Here is a 26,834-nt window from a genome sequence, read left to right as displayed (position 1 = left end):
TCACAATATTAAGCTTTTGTCGTTCTTGTTGTTTATTTCTTGAAACCGAACAACTGTCTTTACAACACCACAACAATAGGCGTGATAGCAAAAAAGCCGTGTTAACAGAGGAAGCCCTCTATCAACACGACTTTTCGATTAGCGGCAGATTAGCACCTTACATGTTTACGTTTGAAACCAAGTCGATTCTTATCGATTACTTTCTGAATATTAGCAGCCGTGCTCAAGAAACTGGCTTTGCCATTATTGACGACCTCAACTGGCCCAATGGCCTCGACGGTCTCCACCGCCTTAGCATGAAGCGGCACATAGGATACCGCCACGGTGTACAAGAAGTTCGCCATTGAATACTTCGCGCGCAGCGGCGCGTCATGAATCGTATTGCGCACCGTTTCGAGCATGGCTGCGATCTTGCTCTCTTCGAACGCATTGTCCTTCCGATTGCCTAACATCCAGCAGTAACAGCTCCAGCCCGCCGACATTCGCAGCTCGTCGCCGCTTGCAATCCATTTGTCCGCAACCTGCTGCGCAATATCTGCCTCTGACAGCGTAACAGCCACGACAAAGTCAGACAGCATATAAAAGTACGCCGCATCCATCCAGCGATCGTAATCCGTCTCCGTCATGCCATTCGGATCTGCGATAATACCCGCGAAATACATCGCGTCATAGTTTCCTGTAGCATACAGCTCGTCCGCTAACGCTTGATCGATCTTAATCTTCTTCACCATCGGCTTCATCTCGCCCGTCGCCACGCCAAACAGCGGCTCATGCGCACCATTGGACATGTACATTTTCTTCAGACGTTCCTTGCTCAGCGCTTCAAGTCCTTGCATAACCTCTTGTGCGTTCATTGGTAGGTGCTCCTTTCGTCTTGTCCACTTCATACCAGCATGTCTTCTACTCTCTAGTATCGTCCATAAAGCATCGTTTAGGCAAAAAAAACCGACAGCAGCTGCTGACGGTTTATTACACAGTCTTGAAACCTTTCGTCAATTCACCCCTGCCCGATCGCGGAATTCCTGCGGTGTCATGTTCGTGAATGCCTTGAACAGCTTAATAAAATGCGGCACAGCTTGGTACCCGACGACTTGGGCAACCTCGTAAATCTTCTTATCGCTGCTGCGCAGCAAATACGAAGCCAGCTCCATCCGATAACGCAGGATGTAGTCGCTCAGATTGTTCCCCGTCTCCGCTCGATACGCTCGCGACAAGTACGCGGGATGCAGATTAACATGCGACGCGATCGTCTGCAGCGACAGATTATCGTTGATGTTCTTCTCGATGAAGGCATGCACCTTATCGACTAACCCTTTCGACTTGTCGGATGTATCTGCCGATTGCTCTCTCAAATTGCCAAGCATCATGAATGCCCACTTCTCCAGCTTGCTTAGTGATGGTGCAGCCGGCATTAGACCGAAGGAAGAAGCGCCAATCTCGCTAAGCAGCTTTCCTCTCTTATGCGCCATATACTGATACGCGTTTGCAATAGCGAAATACGCCTCATTCGCATGCTCCGGTGGATAATTGACGCTCTTCAGCTCAGCGAAGATCTCGATCAGCTTCTCCTCCGCTTGCGCCCAATTGCCCGTATCGAGCAAATGAATGAGGAGCGGCGGCCGATACAGCGCCGTCAACGTCCCGATCCGAACCTGGTCGAGCTTGCCCGCGAACCGCAGAAAGACGCTCTGCCGCTCTTCTTCAACCATCCGCATCCCATCGATGACCGAGCGGTATAATTCCGGTACCCCTTCAGGGAAGCTCGACCAGTTCTGCGCCAATATAATCGAAATCGACCCGTTCAAGAGCGCCTCTGCCTTCTTCTTCAGCGCTGCCGCCTGAACGTCCATCACATGACAAAGCGATTGGCCTCGGTTGCAGCTCGAATCCTTCGACGTCACGAGAAAGACGAGGTATTCGTTATGATCGCGGCAGAACCACAAATGAAAGTCGTCTCGGAACAGCTCTTCCGCCATATTCGTAACCGCATATTCAATCAGCTCTCTATCGAGCCGTTCATACTGCTGCAGCTTGCCCTCCAGCCTCACGATGAACAAGCCTACCTTCTGATGCAGCGGAAAAGGAACATTGAGTAGGAACAGCTTCCGTTCCAGTTCGGCGAGCGGAATTCCGGCGTTACCGTACAACAGCCGATTAAGCAGCTCGTTGCGCAGCACGGGAAGGCTCTCACGGAGCGCATAAGTGTCACGCTGCTGCTGTTGCTGCAATTTTCGCTCATTCGCGATATCTTCCGATAATTGTCCCAACGTCACCCGCAGTTGATCCGGGTTCACCGGCTTCATCAAATAACCGGATGTATTGTAAGGCACTACGCTTTGCGCATATTCAAAATCCGCATACCCCGAAATGACGATAATTTTGGCTTTGCGCCCCATCTCACGGATCTCTCGAATGAGCTCAACGCCGCTCATCTCCGGCATCCGAATATCGGTAATGACAATGTGGATGTTATGCTCCCGATAGAGCTGCAGCGCTTCCTCGCCGGAATAGGCCTTATGAATGGTGCCAATCCCAAGCTCGTCCTTCGGAATGGTTGCGGCGATACTGTCAACTTGAGAGGGTATATCGTCTACGATCAGAACCTCCAGCATCGTCAATCACCTCCGTCTTTATCACCAGCCCTACACGAAGCCCTCCCAGAGAAGAATGTTCGATTACCAGTCCCGATGATGCACCGTAATAATGTTTAAGCCGCTGATGCACATTGCGCAGCCCAAGGCTGTGATCCGCGCTCGCCTGTAAGGACAGGGAGTGCCTCAACGCAAGCAAATCCCCCTGCTTCATTCCAACGCCGTTATCTTCCACGATGAGCTCCCAGCCGCCCTCTATCCTTCTGCCTGTGATGACAATTTCGAATTGCCCTCGCTTTCCTTCCATGCCATGCACGATCGCGTTCTCGACCAGCGGCTGGAACAGCAGCCGCGGCAGTAGAATCGACAGCATATCTTCATCAATCTGTTCGTGAAAATGCAGCCGCTCCGACTGCATCCGATGAATCTCTAGATAGTTGCGGATGAGGTCCATCTCTTCAGCCAGCATCGTTAATTGCTGCTCGGTCCGCGTCGTATATCGATAATATTGGCTTAGATGCTGCGTGAAGGCGATGATGACTTTCGTCCGATCCAGCTGCGCCATGCTTTGAATATATGCGAAGTTATTGTAGAGAAAATGAGGATTGATCTGCGCCTGCAGATGCTTCAGCGAGGACTCCTTGGCGCTCAGCTGCTCCGCATACACCTTATCAATCAGCGTCTGAATATCTTCCGACATGAGGTTGAACTGCTCGATCAAATAGTGAAATTCGTTGTTCGGTCCACTTTTAATCCGATGATCGTACGCCCCTCGCCGGAGCGACTTTACGCCTCGAATGAGATCATTGATCGGCTTCTGCACATTGCGGTAGAGCAGCGCCGCGCTTGCACTGCCCATCAACAGCAGCAGCAGGCCCGCGGCATAAAACGTCAGCTTGCTATGATTGATCGGCTGCAGCACCTTCTGCATCGGTTGGAAATCTACCAAATACCAGCCCAGCGAAGAGGATGCCACGTAATTAACGAGATAAGGTTCATCCTGGAAGGTAATCGTGACCGAGCCTTCGGAAGGATTGTCGGCCTTCATCGTATCGAACTGCTTCGCCATTGCGTTGATCAGCTCGGGGTCGAGCTCGCGAGACATGATCGGATCAAAGCCGGGGTGGTAGAGAAACGGCTGACCGACGCTGCCCTGCATGAATCGGTCTAGCATTTTCACAAGATTATCCGCTGTAAACGTCACTTCGACATATAGGTTTGGGTCACCCAGCTTCGTCAACGACTCGAACGGCGTATTCAGCACGCGGACGAACGCTTTCTCCGGCCCTCGATCCGTCAAGGCGACGCGATAATCCCACCGGTCATAGACCGAGTCCTTGAAATACGCCGAATCGTAAACCTGCTTCATATTCGTAGAGGCAACCACATCGGACAACGGCGAATAGACGGTGAAGTCGTTCTCCCATTCGAAGGAGGTCGATTGCATATCTAGCTTCTGGAGGAGCACCCGCTTCGTCTCCAGCGAGGAGTAATCAGGTTCGGAGGAAGTTCGAAGCTGCAGCTGCAGCGTATCCGGATCAGCCGCGATGACGAAGGCCGCCCGCCACAGCCGGTTCACCTCCACATCCAACTGCTCGACGAAGAAATGAATCCGGTTCAAGTTTATTTGCAGCAGCTCTTGCTCGACAACACGGGTACTGGTCTTGTTCGAGGAATTATACATGGCAATAATCGGGATGAGCATCAGAACGATGACGATCATGACCTTCGTGAAAATATTCATTTTGCCAGCAGGTCCACGTCTCATTCTGAACATGAGCTCCCCCGATTCAAGTGTATGATAGAGCCCGATGCAACAATCCGGTTAGGATTTCACCGAGCCAAGGACGATCCCTTTGACGAAATACTTCTGCAGGAATGGATAGACGAGCAAGATCGGCAGCGCGCCGATGAAGATTTGGGCGGCTTTGACCGTGCGATTGGAGAAATTCTCAACACTATCCAATGTTACACCGATGCGCGACAGGTTGTCACTTACAATCATAGAGTGCAAATAGGTCGCTAGCGGATACCCATCCGGATTGGACATATAGATCATCCCGTCAAACCACGAGTTCCAATGGGACACCATCGTGAACAGCGACAACGTCGCAATCGACGGCATTGATACGGGCAGGTACACGCTCCACAGCACCCGTAGATGACCCGCTCCATCGATGAAGGCCGCTTCCTCCAGATCCTCTGGGATCGTACGGAAGAAGTTGAGCATCAGAATCATATTCCATACGCTGACGGCCGGCGGAAGCACAAGCGCCCAGATGGAATCGATCAAGTGCAGCTTGCTGATCAAAATATAAGAAGGAATGAGTCCGCCCGAGAACAGCATCGTGAAGACGAAGATCCAGATGTAGATTTGGCGCCCCTTGAACTTATAATTCGTCTTCGACAAGCTGTACGCCGCCATCGTGACGACGATCATCGACAGCACGGCGCCAAGCACGGTCCGTTCAACGCCAATCCACAGCGACTTCAGGAACATGGCGTTGCCGAGCGTCTTTACGTAGGCATCCGTCGTAAAACCGACCGGCCAGAAGTTGACGATATTCGCCGTAGCCGCAGCCCGCGAGCTGAAGGACAGCGCCAATACGTGAATAAGAGGAAGAACACAGAGCAGCGACAGCAGCGTCAGAAAGATCGTGTTGGAGTACGTAAATATAGAATAACTGCGAGAGCGATATTTCATGGTGTCCCTCCTTAGAAAATCCGGTAGTTGGCAAGCTTGAATGCCAGTCGGTAGCTGATCACGATCAGAATAAAGCCGATGAACGATTTGAACAGTCCGACCGCAGTACCGAAGCTGAATTGTCCGTTATTCAAGCCTTCGCGATAGACGAACGTGTCGATAATATCGCCATGCGAATAAACGAGCGGATTGTACAAGTTCAGAATCTGATCGAAGCCCGCATCGAGAATCCGACCAAGCGACAACGTTGCGACTACGATGACGATCGGCATGATCAGCGGAATGGAAATCGAGATTACCTGCTGCCAACGCGAGGCGCCATCGATTTCGGCTGCTTCATACAGTGCCGGATTAATGCCAACGAGCGTAGCTAGGAAAATAATCGCGGAGAAGCCGAATTCCTTCCATACGTCGCTCAGCACGACCGTGAACCGGAACCACGAGCCATTGCCCAAGAAGAAGATGCTGTCGATGCCGAAGGCGTTCAACAGGCGATTGACGATGCCGCCCTCCGGCGACAGGATATCGAGCATAATGCCGCCCAGAATAACCCAGGACAAAAAGTGCGGCAAATAAACAAACGTCTGCACTGCCCGCTTGAACAACGTCTTGCGAACCTCATTGAGCAGCAGCGCGAACACGATTGGAATGATCAAGTTAATAATCAATTTGAATGCCGAGATGATCAGCGTATTCCATATGACCTGCTTGCCATCGGGATACGTGAACAAGTATTGGAAATGCTCAAAGCCTACCCAAGGCGAGCCCTTAATACCAAGCCACGGCTCATAATCTTGGAAGGCAATGACGACGCCGAACAGCGGAATATATTGAAACACGATAACCAAGGCTAGAGCCGGTAATAAGAGCAAATGAAACGGCCACGTTTTGCGCCAATACGCTGCCATGATGCACCTTCCTTCCTATCCTGACAAAATGAAGGAGGAGCGAGCCGCAGCCCCCTCTCCTCCGTCTTCTTTTTCTACATCAATCGCTTCACTATTGTTCGTCCTCAGCCTAGGCCAAGTAAGCTTATTGGTTCTTCGCGTACCACTCGTTCACTTCGTCCGTGATCTTCTGGCCGCCGTTGTCGAGCCATTGCTTCACGAATTGATCGAAGTACTCGATTGGCTTCTCGCCGTAGATGATCTTCAGGTAGCTCTCGGTCGCAAGCTTCTTCAGCAATTCGCCCTTGGACTTCATCGTTGCTGTCATCGGACCGGTGAAATAGTTTTTGCCTTCGTTCACCTGTTGGTTAATCCGAACGCCAGCAGCGTCCAGCTGTCTCTTCTTCATCTGGCTGACGTCGAACTCCAGGGACGATGTCGCCTCAGCGTTAGGATCGGCCAGGAACTTCTTAACTGCGTCGACGTTCGAGCCCGGAATGCTCGTGAAGTTGCCCAAGATGTTCGTCATCATGTAGCGGATATCCAGCGTACCGCCGTCCTTCAATGGCCATTGTTCTGCCGGAACGCCAGCTGCCTCGTAGTTGCCCTTCACGACTTTGCCGTTATACTTCACATAGTCGTAGCCCTCTAGGTAGCCGTCCTTCCAACGAGGATCGAAGTAGGGATCGCCTGCCTGCTCCAGCTTCTTCGCGAAGATTTTGTTGAAGTAAGCGAACCACGCGTCGATATGCTGGAAGTCCTTGCTGAACACCGTGAAGCCCTGCGTCAACGGCTTCTCAGCGCGGCCTACAAGTCCAGTTGGACCTGTTGGAAGCGGATACGGTTCAAAATCAGCCTTCGGATCGTTCTTCGTCGCATCGCCGAGCGGCCATTCGCCCATCCAGAACGGACCAAACATGATACCGGCCTTGCCGCTTGCCGCCAATTCGGACGATTTGGACGGATCCTTAATGCCCGCTTCTTTGTCCAAGTAGCCTTTGCTCATCCAATCGCGCATTTTCTCAAGGTACAGCTTCGCATCCGGATGGATCGCGCCGTAGCTGAGCTTGCCGTCTGCGCCTTTGTTCCAGAACAGACGCACGTCGTAGGTGTTAATCATTTGATCCGTAAGGGCGCTGACGATGGCGTCCGTCTGTCCCATCCACGTCCAAGGGCCTTCCTTCAGCGGAACCGCCAGACCAATCGTATCGTTCTTGCCGTTCTTATCCGGATCGTTCTCCGTAAACGCCTTGAGAACGTTTTCGAAATCGTCCAGCGTCTTCGGCGGCTGCAGGCCCAGATTGTCGAGCCAATCCTTCCGAATCCACATAACCGTACCTTCGTCGCCCATGAAGAACGCTGGCAGACCGTAGATCTTGCCGTCCTTCTTCACTTCGCCCAGCGCATAGCTGTATTTCTCGAGCAGCTTCTTATACTCCGGATGCGCGTACTTCTCAATCGCCTCATCCAGCGGCATCAGCTTGTTCGCGGAGAGCAAGCTTTGCAGCGGATCATTTGATGCAGCGAATGCATCTGGCAGCTTGCCGCCGCTCGACAGCAGCAGACGAAGCTTCGTATCGTAATCCTCCGGCTTCGTGACGATGAAGTCGAATTTCACATTAATGCCCATATTGTCTTTCATCCAACGAATATTCGCATTGTCTTCCATCGATTCGCCTGGCTTGAACGCATTGCCCCTCGAGGTGCCATCATCCATGATGGCCGTCGTAATCGTAACCGGCGGATCGAACTTCTGATTCCACAACTCACCTGAATTGCCGCTGTCTGTGGACGTTGTCGTCCCTGTACCTGTGTCGGACTGACTCGTTGTGGATGTCTTGGAGGTCGAAGCCCCCTCATCGCTATCGCTCGAACAAGCTGCCAACGTCGGCAGCAAGCCAATCGCAACGGAGAGCGTCAACACTCTAGCAAACTTCGCATATCGACTCATAACCTTCCCCTTTTCTATACGGTTGTGGTACGTCTCTAATTGTATTGAGTTGGTAAAAAGGAGTATATAATGCATTTTTAACTTGATAGCGTAAAACGTACATAGTAAAAAGCCTAACCCTTGTCGATAAGGGTCAGGCTTCTGGATTCGTCATTCTTAAGATTGAATCAGCTGCTGCCGATCGGTCGTGAGAGGCGGCTGTTCGAGCCATTCATGCTCCACCATGATATCGAAGGTATCTTTGCCGTACGCCATCACTTCAGCAATGATCTTGGCATAGTGCGCGGTGAGATCGGCTCGCATCGATAGAGACAGCGCATGCGAGATCAAGAGGATGTCGATCGAATTCAAGACATTGATCATCGAGATAATAAGCTTATCCGAGAATGGAGAAACCGTGGAATCCGTCACTTCCATGCTTACGGTCACCGTGCCAAGCAAGTCCTCCTGCATAAGCAAATCGTTAAAGAGCTCAACCTGTTTTTCGCTGATTTTCTTGCCTGCAATGATAAAGTCCTTCAGTTTCTTGTCTTTCATGACTTGCGCGAAACCAAGCATAAGGATAACCGAGAAATAGTTGCGCTCGATATTGAAAAATATTTCGGATAACTCAATCGCATTGAGGGGCCGCTTCTTGCCGAACATCCCGTCCAGGAACGATTTTTTTTGCACGTACTCGATTTTACTCGGGTAGTTCATTTTGGGCGGGCGGTCATAAATGCCTTTCTCCAGCATCATTCGAACCGCTTTCCCGAACAACTCGGTAGACGTATGGATGCATTCTTTGAAGAAATCCAATACGTCGAGTCGAACGTTATTCGAAGCCACGAAAGAGAAATTAATCATTCCGAGCCGATTCATCATATAGATGAAGCTTAGCGTAAACGTATCGTGAAAAAGCGGAGGAGCGGCCAGGTTCACATCGCCTTCCGAGAAGCCTGCGGGTATCGGGAAATTCTCCGCAAGAAAGAACTGCTTGATTCGATCCATTCGGCTTTGCGATAGCTTTAGTGCCTCATCAGCGAGCGGAAGGATCTGGCCGTCTTGAAGATGATGCATCATGTAGGTCAGACAGCATACCGACAGACTTTCCTGGATATAGACGCCCCACAGTCCCCCGATTTCCGTGCAGGTGAATTCGATATTGGTTGGTTTAACTTCAGGTTTCTGAAAGGTCATGGACTTCCTCCACTAAATTCTGCATATTTACAAAACTTAGTGTCTTAACTTGTTTAGCGTTTTATTCATTCATGGACGCGGCCGCCGCCGGGTGGAAACCCATTCCTTGATTATCCTCGATCCAATTCATCATTTCGTCACTGCTCATGGGCTTGCCGTAGAAGTACCCTTGCATCACATAACAGCCCATTGCTATAAGGTATTCAATATGCTCCTCGTTCTCCACGCCTTCGGCTATAACATCCAAATGAAGACGTTCCGCCATCAAAATAATCGCATGAATAATAGCGCGCTTACCCGGCGTATCCAGATCGTTCGTAAATAATCGATCCAATTTGAGCGCGTCGATCGGCATCCGGTCAAGAAGCCCAATGGAAGAGTATCCTGTGCCAAAGTCGTCCATCGAAACTCGAACGCCCAATCTGCGAATTTCCTCTAGCTGACGAATAATATCGTTGACGTCATAGAAGACCATCGATTCCGTAATTTCAAGTTCAAGATAATGCGGCTCCAAGCTCGCTTCTTCCAACACGTTCTGAATCCATTCCAATAAAATGTCGGGTTGAAACAGTCGAACAGACAAATTGACCGAAACCGGCTGGTCGATGCCTTGGGCTATCCACTCTTTGCATTGATGGCAAGCTTGTTCCAACGTCCATCTTGTCATCGGAATAATAAGTCCTGTCTCTTCTGCAATCGGAATAAACTCTCCAGGCGACACGACGCCTAATCGGGGATGCTGCCATCGAAGCAGCGCCTCGAACCCGAACAACTGGTTCGTCTTCACATTCCATTTTGGTTGATACGCAATAAAGAACTCATTATGCTCAAGCGCTCTTTGCAAATCCTTCTCCAGTTCCATCTTTCGAACTTCCTGAATCCCTATTTCATCGGTATAAACACAATACTGGTTTTTTCCCAGCCCTTTCGCTTTATACATGGCTGTGTCCGCCGTCTTCAACAAATGCAATCGGTCGGACTCCTCGATCGAGCCGATGCTGATTCCTATGCTTCCCGTAATATATAGCTCGTTTCCTTCGATTCGATAAACCTTCTTAATGCTCTGAAGAACTTGATTCGCAAGCCGTTCCGCCCGCTCCTCGTCGCATCGCTCCACAATGAATAGAAATTCATCGCCGCCAATTCGGTACACCTGCTGATCGCCGTAAATAAACTGGCGCAGCCGGGCGCCCACTTCATGCACAAGCAAATCGCCGATGTTGTGGCCCAGCGTGTCATTGATCGCTTTGAACCGGTCCAAGTCGAGAAACAGGATACCGATTCTGCTGTCACTGCCCATATGGGTATCGAAGAATCGGTTCATATCATTGCGGTTAGGCAAGCCTGTTATCGAGTCCTCATAAGCCATCTTCGCCAATACATGTCGATCAAACAGCATCGCTCCCCACGACACCATTAAGATGACGAATATCGTGATCGTTACGCCATACAGCAGGGGAAAATCTATAGATGTGGTATGCTCCATCATCATGCCGTCCTCGGAATAAAACCGGGCCGCTTTCATCCCCGTATAATGCATCCCGCAAATCGCGAATCCCATAATAATAGAAGATAGCCATTTCAACCAACTAGACGACGTCTGATTCCGAAATCGCAGGAACAGCAATAATGCAGCATAAGAAGCAATCAGCGCAATAACGGCCGATAAGCTCCACAGTGAACGATCATACGATAATTCGAAGGGCATGATCATAGCTTCCATGCCTATATAATGCATCGCCACGATTCCACTGCCCATAATGAAGCCGCCTATCGCCATTTTCACCCAATTAATGCTCTTCGGCATCGTGATATAGAACGCAATAAAAGAAGAAACGACGCTGGCCAACATGGAGAGAACCGTAAGCCATGCATCATACTTCACTCCTGCGTGCAGATGAAACGCCAGCATTCCGACAAAATGCATCGACCAAACGCCGGTTCCCATCACGAACGCGCCGGATATCAGCCAAAAGAATCGCGTTTTCCCTCTTGAATGCGAAATTTTCGCTGCGATGCTCAAGGCGGAATATGATGCAAAAATCGCAATCAATACCGAGAGCGCAACAATGTAGAAGTTGTAGCTTCCTTCCATGCTCATTCCAATCCATCCTTTAAGTTCAGCAGTTAGCAGCTATATGAACATGCTTTCTCTCATTCTATTAGCATAATAAGTTACTCCTTATTATACATACCGAGCGGTACAATTTCTCGACAAATTGTAACAAATAAAGGCAAAAATGAAAGAGCGCGAGCTCGGCACTGTACCGAACCCACGCTCTTAGGCGCCCACCAACTATAACTCGACACTATAAAGTCTCCGTATTGAGTGTGAATCCTTCGATCACAGCATCCTCGTCGACCTCGATCATGATGCATCGTTTCCCCTGATAATTGACCTGTCTAATATATTTCAAATCCTGCGGGCTGATCGTAATCGTCGCAACCTTCGTATCGATCTTAATTGATTTCGAAGTGAACTTCGGAATGACACTGCTCGCCTTTAATTCAAAGTTCCGATCATCGACCACCGTCTCGAACGCGCGCTCCACCTTCTCACGCGTTACGTTCTCAATGCCGCTGCCTGTTAACATGCGCTCCACATCGACAAAATCCAGACGCGCAGGCTCTTCTCCCTCGTTCTCCTCGATAACCCGATTAATCTCCTCGTACACCGCAGCGATCGCTGAAGCATCCAGCTGCTCGCCCGCCACTTCCTTCACGATGTCTTCGAAAATCGCACGCTCTTCAATCGCTGTTATGGACTTCTCTGCCGTCAGCACCTGTTCAACGAAATGCAAATTCGGTTCATGGGCTTTACCCGAACAATACAGTACGCGATTCACATCCGAATAGTTATCCGTCACGCTTGGATAGAAGAAGCCCTGCTCCGGCGTGTTCAGCTTAATAATCGGATCAACGAACACACTATAATTGTATACTCGCTCCACATAGTCGAACATGAGAAGCTTACGCTGATGTTCCGTGGAATTCACGCTGCACAGGATGAATGGATGCGAGAACATCTCATCCTTCGCGCTCTCCTCCGACTCTTCACTTCTTACCCGAGTCGGACGAGCATATTGTCCACGCACGAACGTCACGACGGTATCCTTCTCATACTTCGTATCCTTCAGCATCTTCTCCACCAGCAGAATCATCAGATCATGCCATTCATCCGGATCGCCGGTGATCAGCGCTTGATGAAGAAGCTCCCTCGAAGGCTCTTCCGCGTTGTCTTGGAACTTCAACTCGAACATCTTCTGATCCAATTCGCCGGTCAGCAGCTTTTTGAAATTACCCATGTACAGCTCCTGCTTCTCCCGATCCAACAGGGCAAACGGCTGGCGCTCATAATGATAAATCTCGCTGCTGTCCTTCATGATGTACACGTTCAATATCTCGAATAGCTTCAACATCTCATGGTCCAGCTTCAGCTGCTTGCGAATATGTGCGAGTTCCTTCTTATTCATGGTCCTTCAGACAACTCCCTATATCGTAAAATGAATTCTGGCGTGGAATGACCCCAAACGTGATCTAACATCTGAATTTTCATTGTACATGAAATTCCACTGAAAGACGAAAAAACCTTCTGGCCAGGGAAGGGTTGAACATGTACCTTTCACATGAGAAAGCCCCCTCGAATTGAGGGGGCTGGATACCGTTGAATCTAGTTCATAACTTCTAGTCGATAAAACCTGCATTCTGCAGCAGCCTGCGGATCACAACCGCGAGCTCCGCTCTCGTCATGTTGGCTTTCGGAGCTAGTTGATCGGCTTTCTGGCCGGTAATAATGCCAGATTTGACGGTCAATGCAATGCCTTCCTTCGCCCATGCCGACGCTTGACCCACGTCCTTGAAGCTGCTGAGCAGACTGCTCATCTCAGCCTCGTTAAGCTCGTAATCAAGCCCGGCCAGCTTCATCGCTTTCGCGATAATGACCATCGCTTGCTCGCGGGTTGTCTTGTCTTTCGGACCGAACTGTCCGTTGCCGTATCCGCTGATTAACCCGTACTGGTTAGCCGTATGCACAGCGTCGTAATACCAATCGTTGACGGATACGTCGCTAAAGGCTGAATGCTCCGGCTTCACTGTCGCAAGGCCCAGCGCTTTCACCAGAATGGCAGCAAATTCTGCGCGCGTCATGTCGGAAGAAGGATTAAAGCTTCCGCTTCCGTCGCCGGACACAATGAATCGTGAAGCCAAATCATGGATTGCATCGGATGCCCAATGCTTGCCCGTATCCTTGAACGTGCGGGAATTGCTGATCAGCGCATACACGCTGTTGGTCATGCTATTGATCTGCGCGTAGTACATCCCTTCACGCACCTGTACGCTGGTCGGCACGCTGCGCACCGCACCGTCTGCCCCAATGACGACCGCCGTTGTAACGTCGGTCTCGGTCACGCCGTCAGGAAGAGGAATTTCTCTTCGTACGAAGGATGCGAGCTGGCTTATTTGTTCTGTCCTGCCGCTTGCGTTTGCCGTAATCGAGAATTCAGCAAGCTCTCCGACCACTTTCGCTCCCTCTTGATTCGCGAACTGCTCCGCCAGCTTCGAATAAGAGTCCGCTGGCTTCGCCACCTTGATCGTCAATTGGATATCCTGCAAGCTGCTTCCGGCAAATTGCTTGCCGAGCTCGGCCAAATCAATGGCATTCGGCGAGAGAACATATTTGCCGATATCCGTCTCGATCTCGAGCGTAACGTCCTTGTCTTGCATAAGCTTGACTAACTCAGCGTCCAATTGGAAGTCAAGCGTGTCGACGGCGCCTTTCATCGGGAGCGATAGCGTCAGATGTCCACTGCCGATCGCTTCAAGCAGCTTGTCCCGCACCGGCTTGACCACTACCTTGTAGGCATCGTTACTTGCCTCGATATCGGCCTGAAGAAGGCCTTCCGTCGAAACCCCGTCAAGCATCAACGGGATCTGCACATTCTTGCTCGATCCGGAGGCGATTTCAACCCCTCCGACGGTGATCGTTGTTCCCTTCGACGCTCCTGACGAGTAAACCCTCTCGTACGCCCTGATCGGCGCCGAAGCTGCCAACGTCAGCTTGGGCTCATCCTTCGTTCGCTTGGCTACAACGATCATATTGCCGTCTTTGGCAGGGATAATTCCGTTGCTCGGCAAGCTTTTCCACGATGTAATATCTTGATCGAATAGCGGAATCGCTGCCTTCTGTCCATCGACGTAAAGTTTGTAAGCCAACTCGCTGCCGGTCATATTGCCGTCATTCCCAGACGACTGGATAATCACGCGCGTTTCGCCTTTTTTGCCGGTGCCCGCCGTGGCCGCTTTAATAACCCCCATCGAGGTCGGGACGGATTGTCCAGGGGATGGTGTGATTCCGACTACGTCATAGCCGCTCAGCTGCAGCCCTTCCCAAGCCTTGTAATCGACTCGGATCAGCGCACTGCCCTCCCTGCGTCCCGTCAGCATTCCGTCATCGGTCAGCCTTACATTGGAATCGCCTTGTTCCACACTAAATACGAGCTTTGAACGGTCTACCGACTCTTCGCTGCCGTCCGTATACTGCACAACCGCATTAAGTGCAACGGAGGTACCGCCGGTTACGATCTCGTCCGGCACGACCAGCTTCAGCTGCTTCGGCAGCTTCAGATCATCGTTGATCACTTCCGTTACCGCGCTGTTGGCATTGCCTGCGTCATCGATCGCCTCAACGCGGATTTTCACCACTCTGTCCGTAGAAGAAACCGGGACGTTCTGGTCAAAATGACCTTTCGCATCCGGCTTGATAGAAGCCAGCTCCTCGCCCGTCTCGGCATTCGTCACCGCAACGGTTGCATCGGTATTGGTCGTTCCCTTGAGCTCGAACCCGCCTCCGTTTATTCGGAAGCCTCCATCTGGCGTGTCCAAATAAATCATCGGCGCCGTCGTATCGACCGTCAGATAAAGCATCGATACCGAGTAATCTCCCGTATTCACATTGCGCGCCCGCAGCTCCACTGCATAAGTGCCGTCGGTATTGAAATTTTTCAAATCAAGCTTGCCGCTGTTGCCGCTGCCCGAGAGAGTAACGCTGCCAATTACGGCGTCATCTGCTATAGCTTCGACGACAACGCCCGTCTGGTTCGAAGATAGCTCGATATGCTGCGTCGTCTCCTTAACCGTCAGGTCGTAGCGGTTGTTTTGAAGCGTGTCTCCGTTAATGTTGAGGACAGGCTTTGACGGTACAGGGAGCAGCTTATTCTCGGAATACACCGTTTCCGCGAATCGCATGTTCGAGCTTGCTCCGTCTTCCTCTGTCGGGATTCTAACCGTCGAGACACCGACGCTATACTTGAGGCCGGTCTCAAGTCCCGTATAGCGGTCCTGTACGTCCTCCATCACGATGTTGCCCTGCTCATCACGCACGATATTGCCATCATCGTCCATCTTCGGCTTGCCGACGAGGCTCCAGCCGCCGATATTCAGTCGATACTTCCCATCCTGCAAGGCGCTCTCCAATTGCTCTTCGGTATACATGACTTCTCCGAATGGCTCGTATTGATTGCCTTTGTCGTCCTTCGCCGTAATCAAGTAGCCATATTGCGCGTTCTCCTGACCGCTCTTATGAGCCACTTGCGGGAAAGCAACCTCGAACTGTCCATTGCCTGCCGCCTTGATCGAGACGTCGCTCACTTCCGAAGGCGCAAGCGGATCAATGATTCTGAACGTTTCGGCAGAGGACTTGACGGAGAAAGTCGTTTCCGTCTTCAATTCCGCCCGCAAGTAGTAGTTTCCTTGCGGCAGCAGACCACGGATGTCTACTCCGCCCAATCCGCTTACCTGAGCCGCGTCGACATCCAGCTTGCCCGAAGCGGTGCCGTCCGCCGCGATATCCTCCGCCTTGATCACGATGTCTTTGGCAATTAACAGACCGGGATCGATCTCTTGATCAGGGTCCGGTACATCCGATGCTTTGTCCTTGGATAGATACAGGCTGACCGTATCTCCCGGCGTTGCATGGTCAACCGTCCACTTCGCCGTGAACTTGTTCTCATCCGAGCCTTGCTCGATGGAAGCGCCGGTCAGGGCTGGTTGAACCGGCAGATTCATCAGCTTGGTGCGAATTTGCTGATCTGAAGTCAACGTCCATTTGCCGGTTTTCGCTTCGCTCTCCGGCACGGCGATATAAACTCTCCTCACGTCCGTAGACGCAAGTGCTTCTTGCTTCGTAACCTTCGTGCCGTCGCTTTTCAGATCGCCTTCCTTAGCCGCCTTAATAATCTGTTCGAAGGCTGTCGCATTCTTATCCGTAATATCCCCGATCACGATATCGTAGCTGCTGCCATCCGATCTGGTCATAGTTAGCTTCGGACGCTTTGTATCGTAGTATTCGACTTCAAGCAATGCGTCCCCCGACACCTTGTTCATCGGAATGGAGTGAACCTTGGCGCCGTTAGATGTAACGATGCCTCCGATGCCCAAATTTTGCGACCCATCATCGATGATAGCAACGCCGTCGCTGATCGACCGATAAGTGATCTCTTGCTTCTCGGACTCCTCGTTCTCCCACGAAGTGGCCAGCACGTCGATGCCGCTGCCGATCGCCATCACCTTAGGTCCCAATTCCGGATCCTCAACGAGCAAGTACATGAGCGCATCTTTGCCTTCTGTATTGCCATCGGTGCCGAATTCGATGCCTCCACCCCAATAATAGGTGACGCCTACGGTTACGAACAGCACGGAAACGCCGGCCCACACCTTGTCATTATTGGCGCCGGCATAAACGCCGAACCCGATTCCACCGACAATCGGCACGCCGCTTGGCACCTGAATCCGCCCGTTAATAATGCCCTCGAAGTCTGTCCGATGCTTCTCCAGATTTTCTCCGATGAACAGGCTCGTCTTACCGACGATGATGCCCCAGCCTCCGATATCGATCGTCGCTCTGGCCGACAAGAACATCGGGCTGACCCATTGCATTTGAATGACCGCTTCCGTAAGCAGCTTGATGGCTTCGTCATCCTCGCCTAATGACAGCGATCCGGCCACTTTAATACCGGTCATCTTCAGCGAAAGATCGACATCGCCGGTTAGTACGGCGGGCTTGATGCCCATCTTCATGTCGATGCCGGCTTCCAGCGTAAGCGGAACTCGGCTGTCTCCTCCGGCGATCGTATCGGCCAGCTCCCGTATTGCGCCTCTCAGAGCAGTAATATAGGTGGCTGGCCCGACCGAGACGCCAGGATCGGGCAGATCACTTCCGAAAGCGATAACGTCAGGCAATATGCGGCCGTCTGCCACCTGCTTGAAGGCAAGCTCCGCCTTGATGGACATGACATGCTCGATTTTGGCGTTAAATTTGATTCCGTAGTAGTTATTAACGTCGTACTTGTTCGGATCTAGATAGTGCGTAATGCTGATTTCGCCGCCACCATCGTTCTTACTGTCCTCTTTGAACAGTCCGATTGCTTTGCCCAGCTCGAACTTGAGCGAAGCGTCAATGCCGACGAAGCCTTCTTCGTTGAACATGACATTCTTCACTTCGCCGTCGACAATGACCATCTTCACGGCCCCGCCAAAGGATACGCCGTCTTCTCTCAGCACGTAATCGTTCAGCTGCAGCCCGAAGCCCGAAATAGAGAAGCTCGGGGAGGCAAACAGCGAGTGTTGATTGAAGTAAACGTAGGACACCAGCAGATCGCGATAAGGATTCGACGCGTCCCCGATCAAGCCGTTCGCCCAGCCCAGACTGCCGTTTAGCGTACTGTCCTCTGGATTTTTCGCTGCTTCCCATTCCTGTTGTTCTGTCGACAGCTTAGTCCCGGTTCCTAGCGTTTTGTCGAAGCCGTTATAGAAATCAACCGTCCATTCGCCCTTATAAAAAACGAAACCGCTGTTGGCGATACTAAGCGTTCCTTCCCCGGATGCGAACAACGTGTGAAGGAAAGGCGTTGAAGTATTCGCGCTAATCCGGGAAGCCAGCGGAAACTCGCCGACTGGGAAGCTCAAATCTTTGCCTGTGTAAGCAACGCTTCGGTTAATAATGGCAGGCTCCGGGTCGGTTTTCACCGTATACTGGGCGCCCGCGCCCGTGCCGGACTGCACGATATTGCCGCGTACTTCAAGCACGATCTCCTGACTGTCGTCCTGCTTCTTCAGCTGGGTCTCGAACGCTTCGAATTCTGCCTCCGATTGGAATGCCCGCACGCCGTACACCGGTACGGCCGAAACATCGATCGCCTCATCCAAGCGCAGCTCCGGCGTCACCGCTTTAGCCGCTTTCGCGATCGCCTTCCCTGCTTCGCTCAGGATCGTCTTGTCCTGCGCTCTCTTCGCGATGAAATCCGCATCGCTTAAACCGCTATAAGATGCAGGCAGCGCTTCCGCGAACCTCTGACTGTCATCGCTGCCGCTCTGCGTCAGATCGAGCACTGCCTTGTACACCGCCAATATGCTCGCTTTGCGAACGCGGACTTCCGCGTTCTGCGTCACATGGAACGTCTCGCTCGTCTCGAAGCTTAGTGCTTCCGCGATGTTCGGGTTCGACTTGTCCTTGAAATCTACAACTACCGCGTATTCGCCAAGCGGCAATTCATTCGCTTCCACGGTCTCGATCGTTAAGCCGTTATTGTCTACTAGATCGCCGCCGCGGAAAACAATTCGCATATCGCCCGAGAAGCCATTGCCAAGCGCCCTCGTCGTCACCGACTCCGACACGGGCACTTTATAGCGTTCTCCGGTTGCCGTGTTCTTTAAGTAGAGATCGAAGTTGGCTGCGGCCCCCGTCTCCGTGCTGCCCGGCTCGTACGCCGAAATATTGGATAAGTTCAGTGATATATATTTGTCGTCCTGATCGTATACCTCGTCTGGCGTCATGCTGTACAGCAGCGTCGGCCGAAGTTCTCCTATAGGTGGGAGAAATACGAAATTCGCTTTCGAAGACTCATAGATTGCCCGAATTTCGGACTCCTGCTCTTCCCCAGCCTCTTGAAGCTTGCTCTGCAGCTCCTTTTCGGTCTCAGGGCTGCTTACCGTCACCAAATATTGACTTGTCGTCGGCCAAGGCTTCCCTTCGGCTTTGACCCTCCACTTCGCAGAGATGATCTCTCCCGGCTTGTACGGGATGACCTCTACTCCCTTCGCCGCCTCCTCCGGTGGGATATCTTTGCGAAAGTCCAGCGTTTGCGTAGCCCCCAGTACTTGTCCCGACTCGTCCACGAATTTCAGCCCGTTCTCCAGACTGAGCGTAACCGTAATTTGGCTATGCTCCATATCGTACATCGCCAAATTTTCGATTTCCGTATTAATCTCGAAAATTCCGTCATTCTCATAACCGGTTTCCGCATCGTTCGTCTCCAGCTTCTGCACCGGATCCAGGAATCGTACATCGAACACTTTGTCAGGCTCTACGATCTCGCCCAAGCCGTATACGACTTCATACGTATTACTTGCACCGGCCGTGATCGAATCTGGATTCCAGTAGTAGGCGACCGCCGAATCGGCTGTTCCGTACGCATTCGTGTTAAGCGTATAATCCAGATTCTCGTTCGGCTCATAATCCCACTTCGTGCTGGCAAGCCCGCTCCAATGGCCGACGATCATCTCGTCGACAATGTTAATGCCGCCTTCGAACATATTATTGAAGCCATATGCCATCACATTGGTCGCCAGCGGATTACTAGGGTCCAGCTTATCCCTCATGACCCAGTAAGACGGCAGCTTGTGCAGGTTATACGCTTGCTCGTCCGTCTCCTTGTCGTATCCCAGCGTCTCCGGCTCGTGAACGAGCTTTCTCTCCACGGTGAGCGGCTGCAAATAGTTCTGGCCGATCTGAAAAGCCGGGCCGTCGTTGCCGCCGACAGAAGTGTCGAGCAGCACCCTTGCGCCGACCTCGACTGTCGATTTCGTATTATTGTCGACTTGGTACGTAACGCGAGCATTGCCCGCGTTCTCCAGATCGTCGTTCGGAAGCAGCGTGATGATTTGGCTGATCCTTATTTGCTTGATCGTCCATACGGTAATTAAGCTTTCCGTTCCGTTCGTATTCTTGACGACCGCCGGCTCGGACACTTCCGAGAACCAGTCGGGTGCCAGCTTATACGGATTACCGAAAATAAAGTCGGTTCCATCAATTCGGAATGTCGTAAAGGAGGACTCCGGATTGTCGCCTTCAAAAATCAGATCGACGTTTCCGTCCTTTTTCCGAATCGGCTGGCCGTCTACCGTGCGAATGCCGAATCTGCCGCTCGCATTATCGACTGTCACCTTTATATAATCGTTCTGAATCGAGCTCGTCTCAGGCGCGCTCACGATGCTGGCAATCGAATGCAAAGGCAGGCTTGTCAGCAGCAGAATGGCAACCAGAAAAGCTGCGATTCCTCTCAAAGCCGTTCTGTTCATGTATGTTGCTCCTTTAGCTTAATTGGATCTGCTTACGAGCAGCGTCGTATAAATCTGTTCCCGCTCCTGCGTTCTGACGATAATCGTATACCACCCGGCCTTCGGCAGCGTTACGGTGAAGCTGCCTTCCATCAGCTCCTCATACGTCAGCTTCGTGGCGATATATTTCATCTCGCCTTCGCGAACAAGTCCAGGATAATAAAGCAGGTCGAAGGTGCCTTCTTCGTTTTCCAGCTTGCCTGTGCCGTTACCAATCTTGATCAGATTGTAGTTCTGAACGTTGAAAGTAACCGTCGTGCTGTTCACGATCGCCGTCTCCGACGCCGCTTCGGAGAGCGGAATGCCGTTGGCTGTAATGAACATGCCGTCGGATGGCGTTACATAGACGAGCTGCGTCGCGTAGCTTTCGTTCCCGACCTGGTCTCTGGCGATATACTTCACGGTATGTTTGCCCTCACGCGTCAGATCGAGGTCGCGGTCCGTATATCGGCCGTTCTCCAGCACCTGTTCCACGATTGTCACGGTAATGTCCTCTGCTGCCGACAAATTGTCCGACACCTCGTAACCACCTAGATCGGTCACAAAATCAAAGTCCGATTTGCTCTGCATGATGGATACCGCCGACTTGTTGAGCTTGATCTCCGGAGCTGTGTTATCCAATCCGTCAATGACAAACGATTGCGTGGACCGGTTGCCGAGCCTGTCCATTAACAACAGGGAAGCCCGCATGTTGACGTCATATTCGCCTCGGAACGTATCGGCTGGCTTGCCGCCAATCGTCACGGTATTCTCTGAGATCGCCGACGGCTCCAGCTCAAAGCTGACCCTGATCTTGCCTTTCGAGTATGATTTGCCGTTGATCGTGACAAGGCTGTCGTCCTGCAGCACGTTTCCTGCCGAATCAATGCGTTCCATCACAATCTGCTTCACTTCAGGCAGATCGCTCACAAGCGTTGTGATCGGGTCCGACTCCACTTTCGTGCTGTTACCCGCAGCGTCGACAATCGTAAAGAAGGCTTTGGCGTTGCTTCTCAGAACGACCGAGGACTGTGTGCTTCCTGCGTTATTGCCGGCAACCTGATAATCCTGAGTCGCACCTGCTTTCGGTCTTACTTCAGCCACGACAAGGTTGGACGCTACCACATTGTCCGTCGTCGGCACTGCATAATGAATCAGCTCTCCTTGCGCATCATAGCCGTCCCCGGAGCTGTTCACGACGACCAATTGCCCTCCGTACCGTATCAGTGCGCTCACATCGCTATGATTATAGTGAAGCACCACATCGGCGTCCGGCGGCGTATTCATAATATTGCTCACATGAGCGTCAATCGTGCCGGTAAAACCAACCGCATCCTCGTATTCAAAGGTGAAATCACCGTTCTCCGTAAACGTCTTGGAAGACTTCGATAGATTGGTAATCCGGATCGGCTTGCTCGATTGCAGGCTGGCGACGACGGTTCCAGACGTTTTGGCGATCGTGGAATACTTCACAGAAACGATCGGCTCCTGGTCGTCAAAGTTGGATACGACGATAAATACGATATTCGATTTGCCGCCGTCTTCAACGGTAAAGGAGTAGCTGCCGTTCCGGTACACCTTGTACCGCTTGCCGTCCTCTATCGTCTCCGGCATCTCAGGATTGGCATCGGTAGGCGTAATCGTCTTGCCGTCCGTCTGATCGAACACAATGTCCAGCCCGTTGTTCTGACCGCCGTCCTCCGTTCTTGCCCCGCCTCTGACTGGATCAATCTGATCCAGCGACGCGAGCGCGTATGCCGGCGCATCCTGAATCGCCACGCTCGGCGAATAAATCTCGCTGATGTTGTCGTAGTACCCCTTGAATTTCACTTGGACGGTACCCTTCAGCGCGTTAGTGTCATCGGTATCAACCGGCACGCCCACATAGTTCGTAAATGGACGCCAGGTGCTCCAATTGTCGCCTCCGTTTGAGGATATCGAGTAGAAGTAGCCCTCCTGGGCTGGCACATCTACTTCCAGCTTCATAATGGCGGTATAACCGTCAGCTGCATTGCCCATTGTATGGATCAGCTCGGCGCTGCCGACTGGCGGATCCGCACTAAGCAGGAACGTTGCGAACAAGCCGCTTGTCTTGTAGACCTTCCCGTTTCCAAGGCTGTCCTTGGCATAGACGTACAGACGGTAGTTGCCGTTCTTGTCTTTGCTGTCGACGGACAATGTAATCTCGCCGCTCGCAGGCGCTTGCTGCCAATCGTTGGAGTCGGTATCGGGAGCTTGTTCAGCTTGTCCCTCCGTTACTTTGATCCACTGGTATTGAATATTCTCTTTCGCAACCCCGGCAAAATCGACGAGCGAATCTTCCACGGCGATCATGAGGCTCTGCTCGGCCATCGGGTACAAATACCCCTGGCTGCTGAAGGTGACCGTCGGTGGCAGATGATCGAATTTGTATTCCTTATAGTAATAGTAGTAACGGTTCATATCTTTCTGTTTGACCTTGATATGGGCATAGACCGTTCCGTTCTTCGTCTGATCGGCCGGTATTTGGTACTGAGATGCTTCTTCCTCGTTCAATTGCGTTTGTTCTGGCGCTTGCTCGATCGCATCCCAACCGTCCTCCGGTCGTACCGAAGAATCCGTATATTGATATTCGACCGTATCGATCGGTACCCCGGCGATCGTAAACTCGGGACCGTTATTGATCGCATAACCGTCTCCAGGATAACTTTGGAACTCGGTGAAAATGACGAGGACATCGACCTCGATCAGCTTATCGGTCACTGCGTTGCCGGCGATGTCCGTCGCCTTGGCATACAGCTCGTATTTGCCGCCCCTGTCGATCGCCGGATTGTACAGTGTCGCCACGCTGACTTTGCCTTGCTCGTTCAGCGAAGCTTCGAGCCATGCAGCCTCGTTCGGCTGCGCGCCTTGCTTGACGAATTGATATTGAATCTTCCCGTCCTTAATGGAAGAAGTCGGATCGATAGCTGTGATCGTTATCTTAACGTTGTCGGTCATATTGTCGACGACGTCTCCTGCCGTGACGACAGGCGCATCATTGTCGAGGTTAAGCACGGCACGATGATACGACCAATTGGAATCTTCCTTGCTGTAGTCACTCAGCGGCCATTGCTGCAAATTGTCGTATTCGCCCAGGCCGGGCATAATATTTTGCCGGAAATTCGTCTCGGTCTCTGCTGGCGTTGCGTCCGGGTGCTGCAACAAATATTCGTCTCGCTGCGTGCTGCCCTTATCATATTGCATGAGCTGTCTAGCCGAGTCCCAGGTCATGTCGGCCGTCCAGGTGTGCAAATACCAGGTGTCGCTCGTCCCTGCGGCTTCCGGCGGCAGCGTAATCGTCGCGCCGTTCTCGGCTACGCCCAGTATGACGTCCTCGAACCCGGAAGCGTACAAGTCTTCCGACGGCTGCTTTTGCGTCAGCGAATACCGCTTGACCGCTGCATAATTATCATTCATGCCGGCAAATGGGTCTTCCGGGGATTTGCTCAGCCAATAATAGACGAGACCGGAGCCAGCGCCGGGCCGGAACAGGCCTTTGCTCGGCTGTCCGTTCAGATCTGGATCGTAAGCGTTGATCGCAATGGATCCGTTCTTCACATGCTGGTATGCCGGCACTTCAACTCCACTCTCGTTTTTATACACGTAATTGACCTCAGGCGCCGTATTGTCGATAGACAAATCTGCCCAGTCGATAGACTTGACCGCCTCGGTCAAATAATTGTGCGCGTAATCCCACAACGCCTTGCCGTCTCCCGGATCGCTCGCGTGTTCCAGTGCCGATGTATTCAGTAGAGCGGTCTCGACCCCCGTACCTCCAGGCACGGTCGCTTGGAAGGTCCAAGTATCCGTATTGGAGCCGCTCACGTAAGACGCCGTCATTCCGTTGCTGAAGGTCAGCCGGGTATCCTCGGTAGGAGCGTTAGCGCTGATCAGCTTCTTGCTTACATTGACGTTGAAGGTGACCGTATTGCCTTTGTTCAAGACGAGTCCGGTCAGGATGTTTGGTTGTACGCCATTCTTCACCGCCGAATATTTCGGCGGACGCGCGTCGATAATCGTCCGGTAAGTACCGTTTGGATTACTGTTGTCCGCGAAAGGCGATGTTCCGATGCTGCTGACAGTCTGCAAGGGATTACCCGCCCCATCTATAAATCCGGCATCGTTAATGCGCTGCAGCAGCGTCGGGCGATCCGGGTCGGAGGACGCCGTCAGACGCAGCGGGTCGAGCGGCACGTTGCCCGTGCTGTCGTTCGCAGACGTCGTAAATTTCAAATTAAAGGTCGAGCGTGAATGATTCGTCAAATTGAGCGACCCAAGCGTAAACCCGTTAAACCCGTCATCCGTGTTAGTCAAATAATAGGTCGACGGATCGTAGCCGTCTCCGCCGGGATTCGTGAACAATTCCGTCCGCATGAAGCTGTACTTGTCATCGATCCGATCGGACGCATCGACCGCCATCGAAGGGAATACGGGCTCGCTGAAGTTCAGCGCCATGTTCATCATATTGTCCTGCTTCAGGAACAGCTCGTTCTGCATGACAGCAGGGTCATCGTTGAAGCGAACGGAGCCGTCCGTCGTGAACGTGTTGCCTTGATAAACAGGGGCATCGATATCCGCGAAGTAGAGCTGGATGTTATTCAGCTCGCCAGCCGATAATAAGTGATTGAACTCGATCGTGATCGTATCCGTCGCTCCGAATCCGATCCAACCCGAGTTGACTGCTTCTCCGTCGCTAATAACCTTGCTATACTTCGATGTTCCGCTTAACGTAATATCAACGGTTAAGATATACCCGTCTAACTTCCCGGTCTTCAGCATTAGCTTTGCCGTTCCGCCTTGCGCAAGTCTCTTAAGCTCCGGGTTCTGACTGATATTAATTTTTCCGGTAAACGTATTGGTGTTGAACCAATCGAAGCTTATGCTGTCAAGCGTGTAGGTAACATCCGAGGAATTAACCGTCACGCCGGATGCTTTACTCTTGAACATGCCGAAATTGTTCGCATCGGAACTGGAAAAGCTGGTGCTCCAGCTCGTCATGTCCCCGCGGTTGACGATTTTCCCGCCTTTAGGGACGTATACATCTGTATAAGTCGTCGCTGCATGGGCGATCGGTGCCGATAACCATCCGGTAAGCTGCAGCAGCATCGCGAATACCGTGATCACGGCAATGATTTTTCTGGTCACTTGCCTTCCTCCTTCAGCAGTTTGCTGCGAATGTCTGCAACCGGCACGCATAGGTGAATATTGTCCATCGTCCGGAAGGAGCCGGAGATGATTCCGACTACTTGGCCATATTGATCGAACAATGGTCCTCCCGACATCCCGCTCGCCACTTGAGCGGAAGTCAGCAGCCTGTTCACGCCGTTCACCTTCGCCGCCGGGGCGTTCACGATGCCTTCGGTAATAATCTTGGTCCCTTTGAGCGGGTACCCCATCGCGAACGTGCGCTGTCCGTGGCGGGCTTCGTCAGACGTAAGTTCCAAGGCTTTTCTCCCGCCGGCCTGAATGGACAGCACGGCAGCATCCAGATCCTCATCGGCCGCCGTTACCGTAACGCCTCGAACGGTCTTCCCGTCATCGAACACCGCTTCGTACGAAGCGCCTTCCGCAATGACATGATAGGCGGTCAACGCCTTGTCTCCCTGAATCAAGAATCCGGTGCCCACCGTCTTCAGCGTCCCGTCTTCCTTATAAACTTTCAAATAAAACACAGCGTCCGCATCCGCCTGATAGATTTGTTCCGCGGTCAATTCTGGCAACGCCGAAGCTTCGGCGCCACTAACCGGTCTTCCCGTTGTGAATATAACCGCCGCCAACGTTAGAAGCATACAGACTCTGAACAGCATTGTTCCTGCCTTTCTCAAATCAACGCCTCCCCTGATTTCCCACTGAAACTGTGTGCTGTTACGTTATCTCCTCTCTATTTTCTGGGAGAATATTAAACGCAGACAAAGTATGACATAATTCTACAACGTCCCTCTCAACGAAAAATAAACATGCGCCAATCTACCTATTGCAGATCCACGCATGTTTATCTAAAGCAAAAAAGGGGCTGTCCCAAAAGTCATTAGACTTTGGGACGGCCCCTTGTGTTTCAATGAACTGCAAAGGCAGCTGCGCAGAGCGAATGTTCTTACGATCGCTGTTGTCACCGGATTGCTCTGAATGGG

The 26,834-nt window shown here is 51.9% G+C and carries 12 protein-coding genes; all 12 read right to left on the bottom strand.

Translation table 11 applies throughout. The annotated features are described in order from the left end of the window. Positions 1–149: 149 nt before the first annotated feature. The gene (locus DFQ01_RS19115; RefSeq protein ID WP_110045512.1) at positions 150–854 is read right to left on the bottom strand and encodes a DNA alkylation repair protein; all 705 of its coding nucleotides are present in this window, start codon (positions 852–854) and stop codon (positions 150–152) included. Positions 855–992: 138 nt separating this feature from the next. Then, positions 993–2,612: a response regulator transcription factor gene (locus DFQ01_RS19110; protein WP_110045511.1), complete on the bottom strand. Its 1,620-nt coding sequence runs from the start codon at positions 2,610–2,612 to the stop codon at positions 993–995. Further along, complete coding sequence (locus DFQ01_RS19105) at positions 2,569–4,359, bottom strand: sensor histidine kinase (RefSeq protein ID WP_174812527.1); 1,791 nt, start codon at positions 4,357–4,359, stop codon at positions 2,569–2,571. Before DFQ01_RS19105 ends, DFQ01_RS19110 begins: the two co-directional genes overlap by 44 nt. A gap of 57 nt (positions 4,360–4,416) precedes the next feature. Next, positions 4,417–5,295 carry a carbohydrate ABC transporter permease gene (locus DFQ01_RS19100; RefSeq protein WP_110045509.1) on the bottom strand — a complete coding sequence of 293 codons (879 nt, stop codon included), beginning with the start codon at positions 5,293–5,295 and terminating at the stop codon, positions 4,417–4,419. 11 nt (positions 5,296–5,306) lie between these two features. Next, a complete protein-coding gene (locus tag DFQ01_RS19095) occupies positions 5,307–6,203 on the bottom strand; it encodes an ABC transporter permease (RefSeq protein ID WP_110045508.1) in 897 nt (298 codons plus the stop codon). Between the two features lie 124 nt (positions 6,204–6,327). Further along, a complete protein-coding gene (locus DFQ01_RS19090) occupies positions 6,328–8,133 on the bottom strand; it encodes an extracellular solute-binding protein (protein WP_174812526.1) in 1,806 nt (601 codons plus the stop codon). 156 nt (positions 8,134–8,289) lie between these two features. Continuing rightward, positions 8,290–9,312 (bottom strand): DUF3231 family protein, encoded by a 1,023-nt coding sequence (locus tag DFQ01_RS19085; protein ID WP_110045506.1) that lies wholly within the window; start codon positions 9,310–9,312, stop codon positions 8,290–8,292. Between the two features lie 61 nt (positions 9,313–9,373). Beyond that, a complete protein-coding gene (locus DFQ01_RS19080) occupies positions 9,374–11,407 on the bottom strand; it encodes a bifunctional diguanylate cyclase/phosphodiesterase (protein ID WP_110045581.1) in 2,034 nt (677 codons plus the stop codon). Positions 11,408–11,621: 214 nt separating this feature from the next. Further along, a complete protein-coding gene (locus tag DFQ01_RS19075; protein WP_110045505.1) occupies positions 11,622–12,785 on the bottom strand; it encodes a DUF4317 domain-containing protein in 1,164 nt (387 codons plus the stop codon). Between the two features lie 211 nt (positions 12,786–12,996). Continuing rightward, the gene (locus DFQ01_RS19070; RefSeq protein ID WP_110045504.1) at positions 12,997–20,664 is read right to left on the bottom strand and encodes an S-layer homology domain-containing protein; all 7,668 of its coding nucleotides are present in this window, start codon (positions 20,662–20,664) and stop codon (positions 12,997–12,999) included. Positions 20,665–20,682: 18 nt separating this feature from the next. Further along, complete coding sequence (locus tag DFQ01_RS19065; protein WP_110045503.1) at positions 20,683–25,848, bottom strand: hypothetical protein; 5,166 nt, start codon at positions 25,846–25,848, stop codon at positions 20,683–20,685. Next, on the bottom strand, positions 25,845–26,528 hold the full coding sequence (locus tag DFQ01_RS19060; protein ID WP_110045502.1) for a S1 family peptidase: 684 nt from the start codon (positions 26,526–26,528) through the stop codon (positions 25,845–25,847). The genes DFQ01_RS19065 and DFQ01_RS19060 overlap by 4 nt, the downstream gene beginning before the upstream one ends. Between the last annotated feature and the right edge of the window lie 306 nt (positions 26,529–26,834).

Origin of the sequence: Paenibacillus cellulosilyticus (assembly GCF_003182255.1) — a bacterium.
Taxonomy (GTDB): domain Bacteria; phylum Bacillota; class Bacilli; order Paenibacillales; family Paenibacillaceae; genus Paenibacillus_T; species Paenibacillus_T cellulosilyticus.
The sequence above is the reverse complement of the archived record's forward strand: the minus strand, read 5'-3'. Positions and strand labels throughout refer to the sequence as shown.

Coding starts and splice junctions, on each gene's coding strand:
- DFQ01_RS19070 (WP_110045504.1), bottom strand. CDS start 20,664: ATGAACAGAACGGCTTTGAGAGGAATCGCAGCTTTTCTGGTTGCCATT.
- DFQ01_RS19075 (WP_110045505.1), bottom strand. CDS start 12,785: ATGAATAAGAAGGAACTCGCACATATTCGCAAGCAGCTGAAGCTGGAC.
- DFQ01_RS19100 (WP_110045509.1), bottom strand. CDS start 5,295: ATGAAATATCGCTCTCGCAGTTATTCTATATTTACGTACTCCAACACG.
- DFQ01_RS19080 (WP_110045581.1), bottom strand. CDS start 11,407: ATGGAAGGAAGCTACAACTTCTACATTGTTGCGCTCTCGGTATTGATT.
- DFQ01_RS19085 (WP_110045506.1), bottom strand. CDS start 9,312: ATGACCTTTCAGAAACCTGAAGTTAAACCAACCAATATCGAATTCACC.
- DFQ01_RS19110 (WP_110045511.1), bottom strand. CDS start 2,612: ATGCTGGAGGTTCTGATCGTAGACGATATACCCTCTCAAGTTGACAGT.
- DFQ01_RS19090 (WP_174812526.1), bottom strand. CDS start 8,133: ATGAGTCGATATGCGAAGTTTGCTAGAGTGTTGACGCTCTCCGTTGCG.
- DFQ01_RS19105 (WP_174812527.1), bottom strand. CDS start 4,359: ATGAGACGTGGACCTGCTGGCAAAATGAATATTTTCACGAAGGTCATG.
- DFQ01_RS19095 (WP_110045508.1), bottom strand. CDS start 6,203: ATGGCAGCGTATTGGCGCAAAACGTGGCCGTTTCATTTGCTCTTATTA.
- DFQ01_RS19115 (WP_110045512.1), bottom strand. CDS start 854: ATGAACGCACAAGAGGTTATGCAAGGACTTGAAGCGCTGAGCAAGGAA.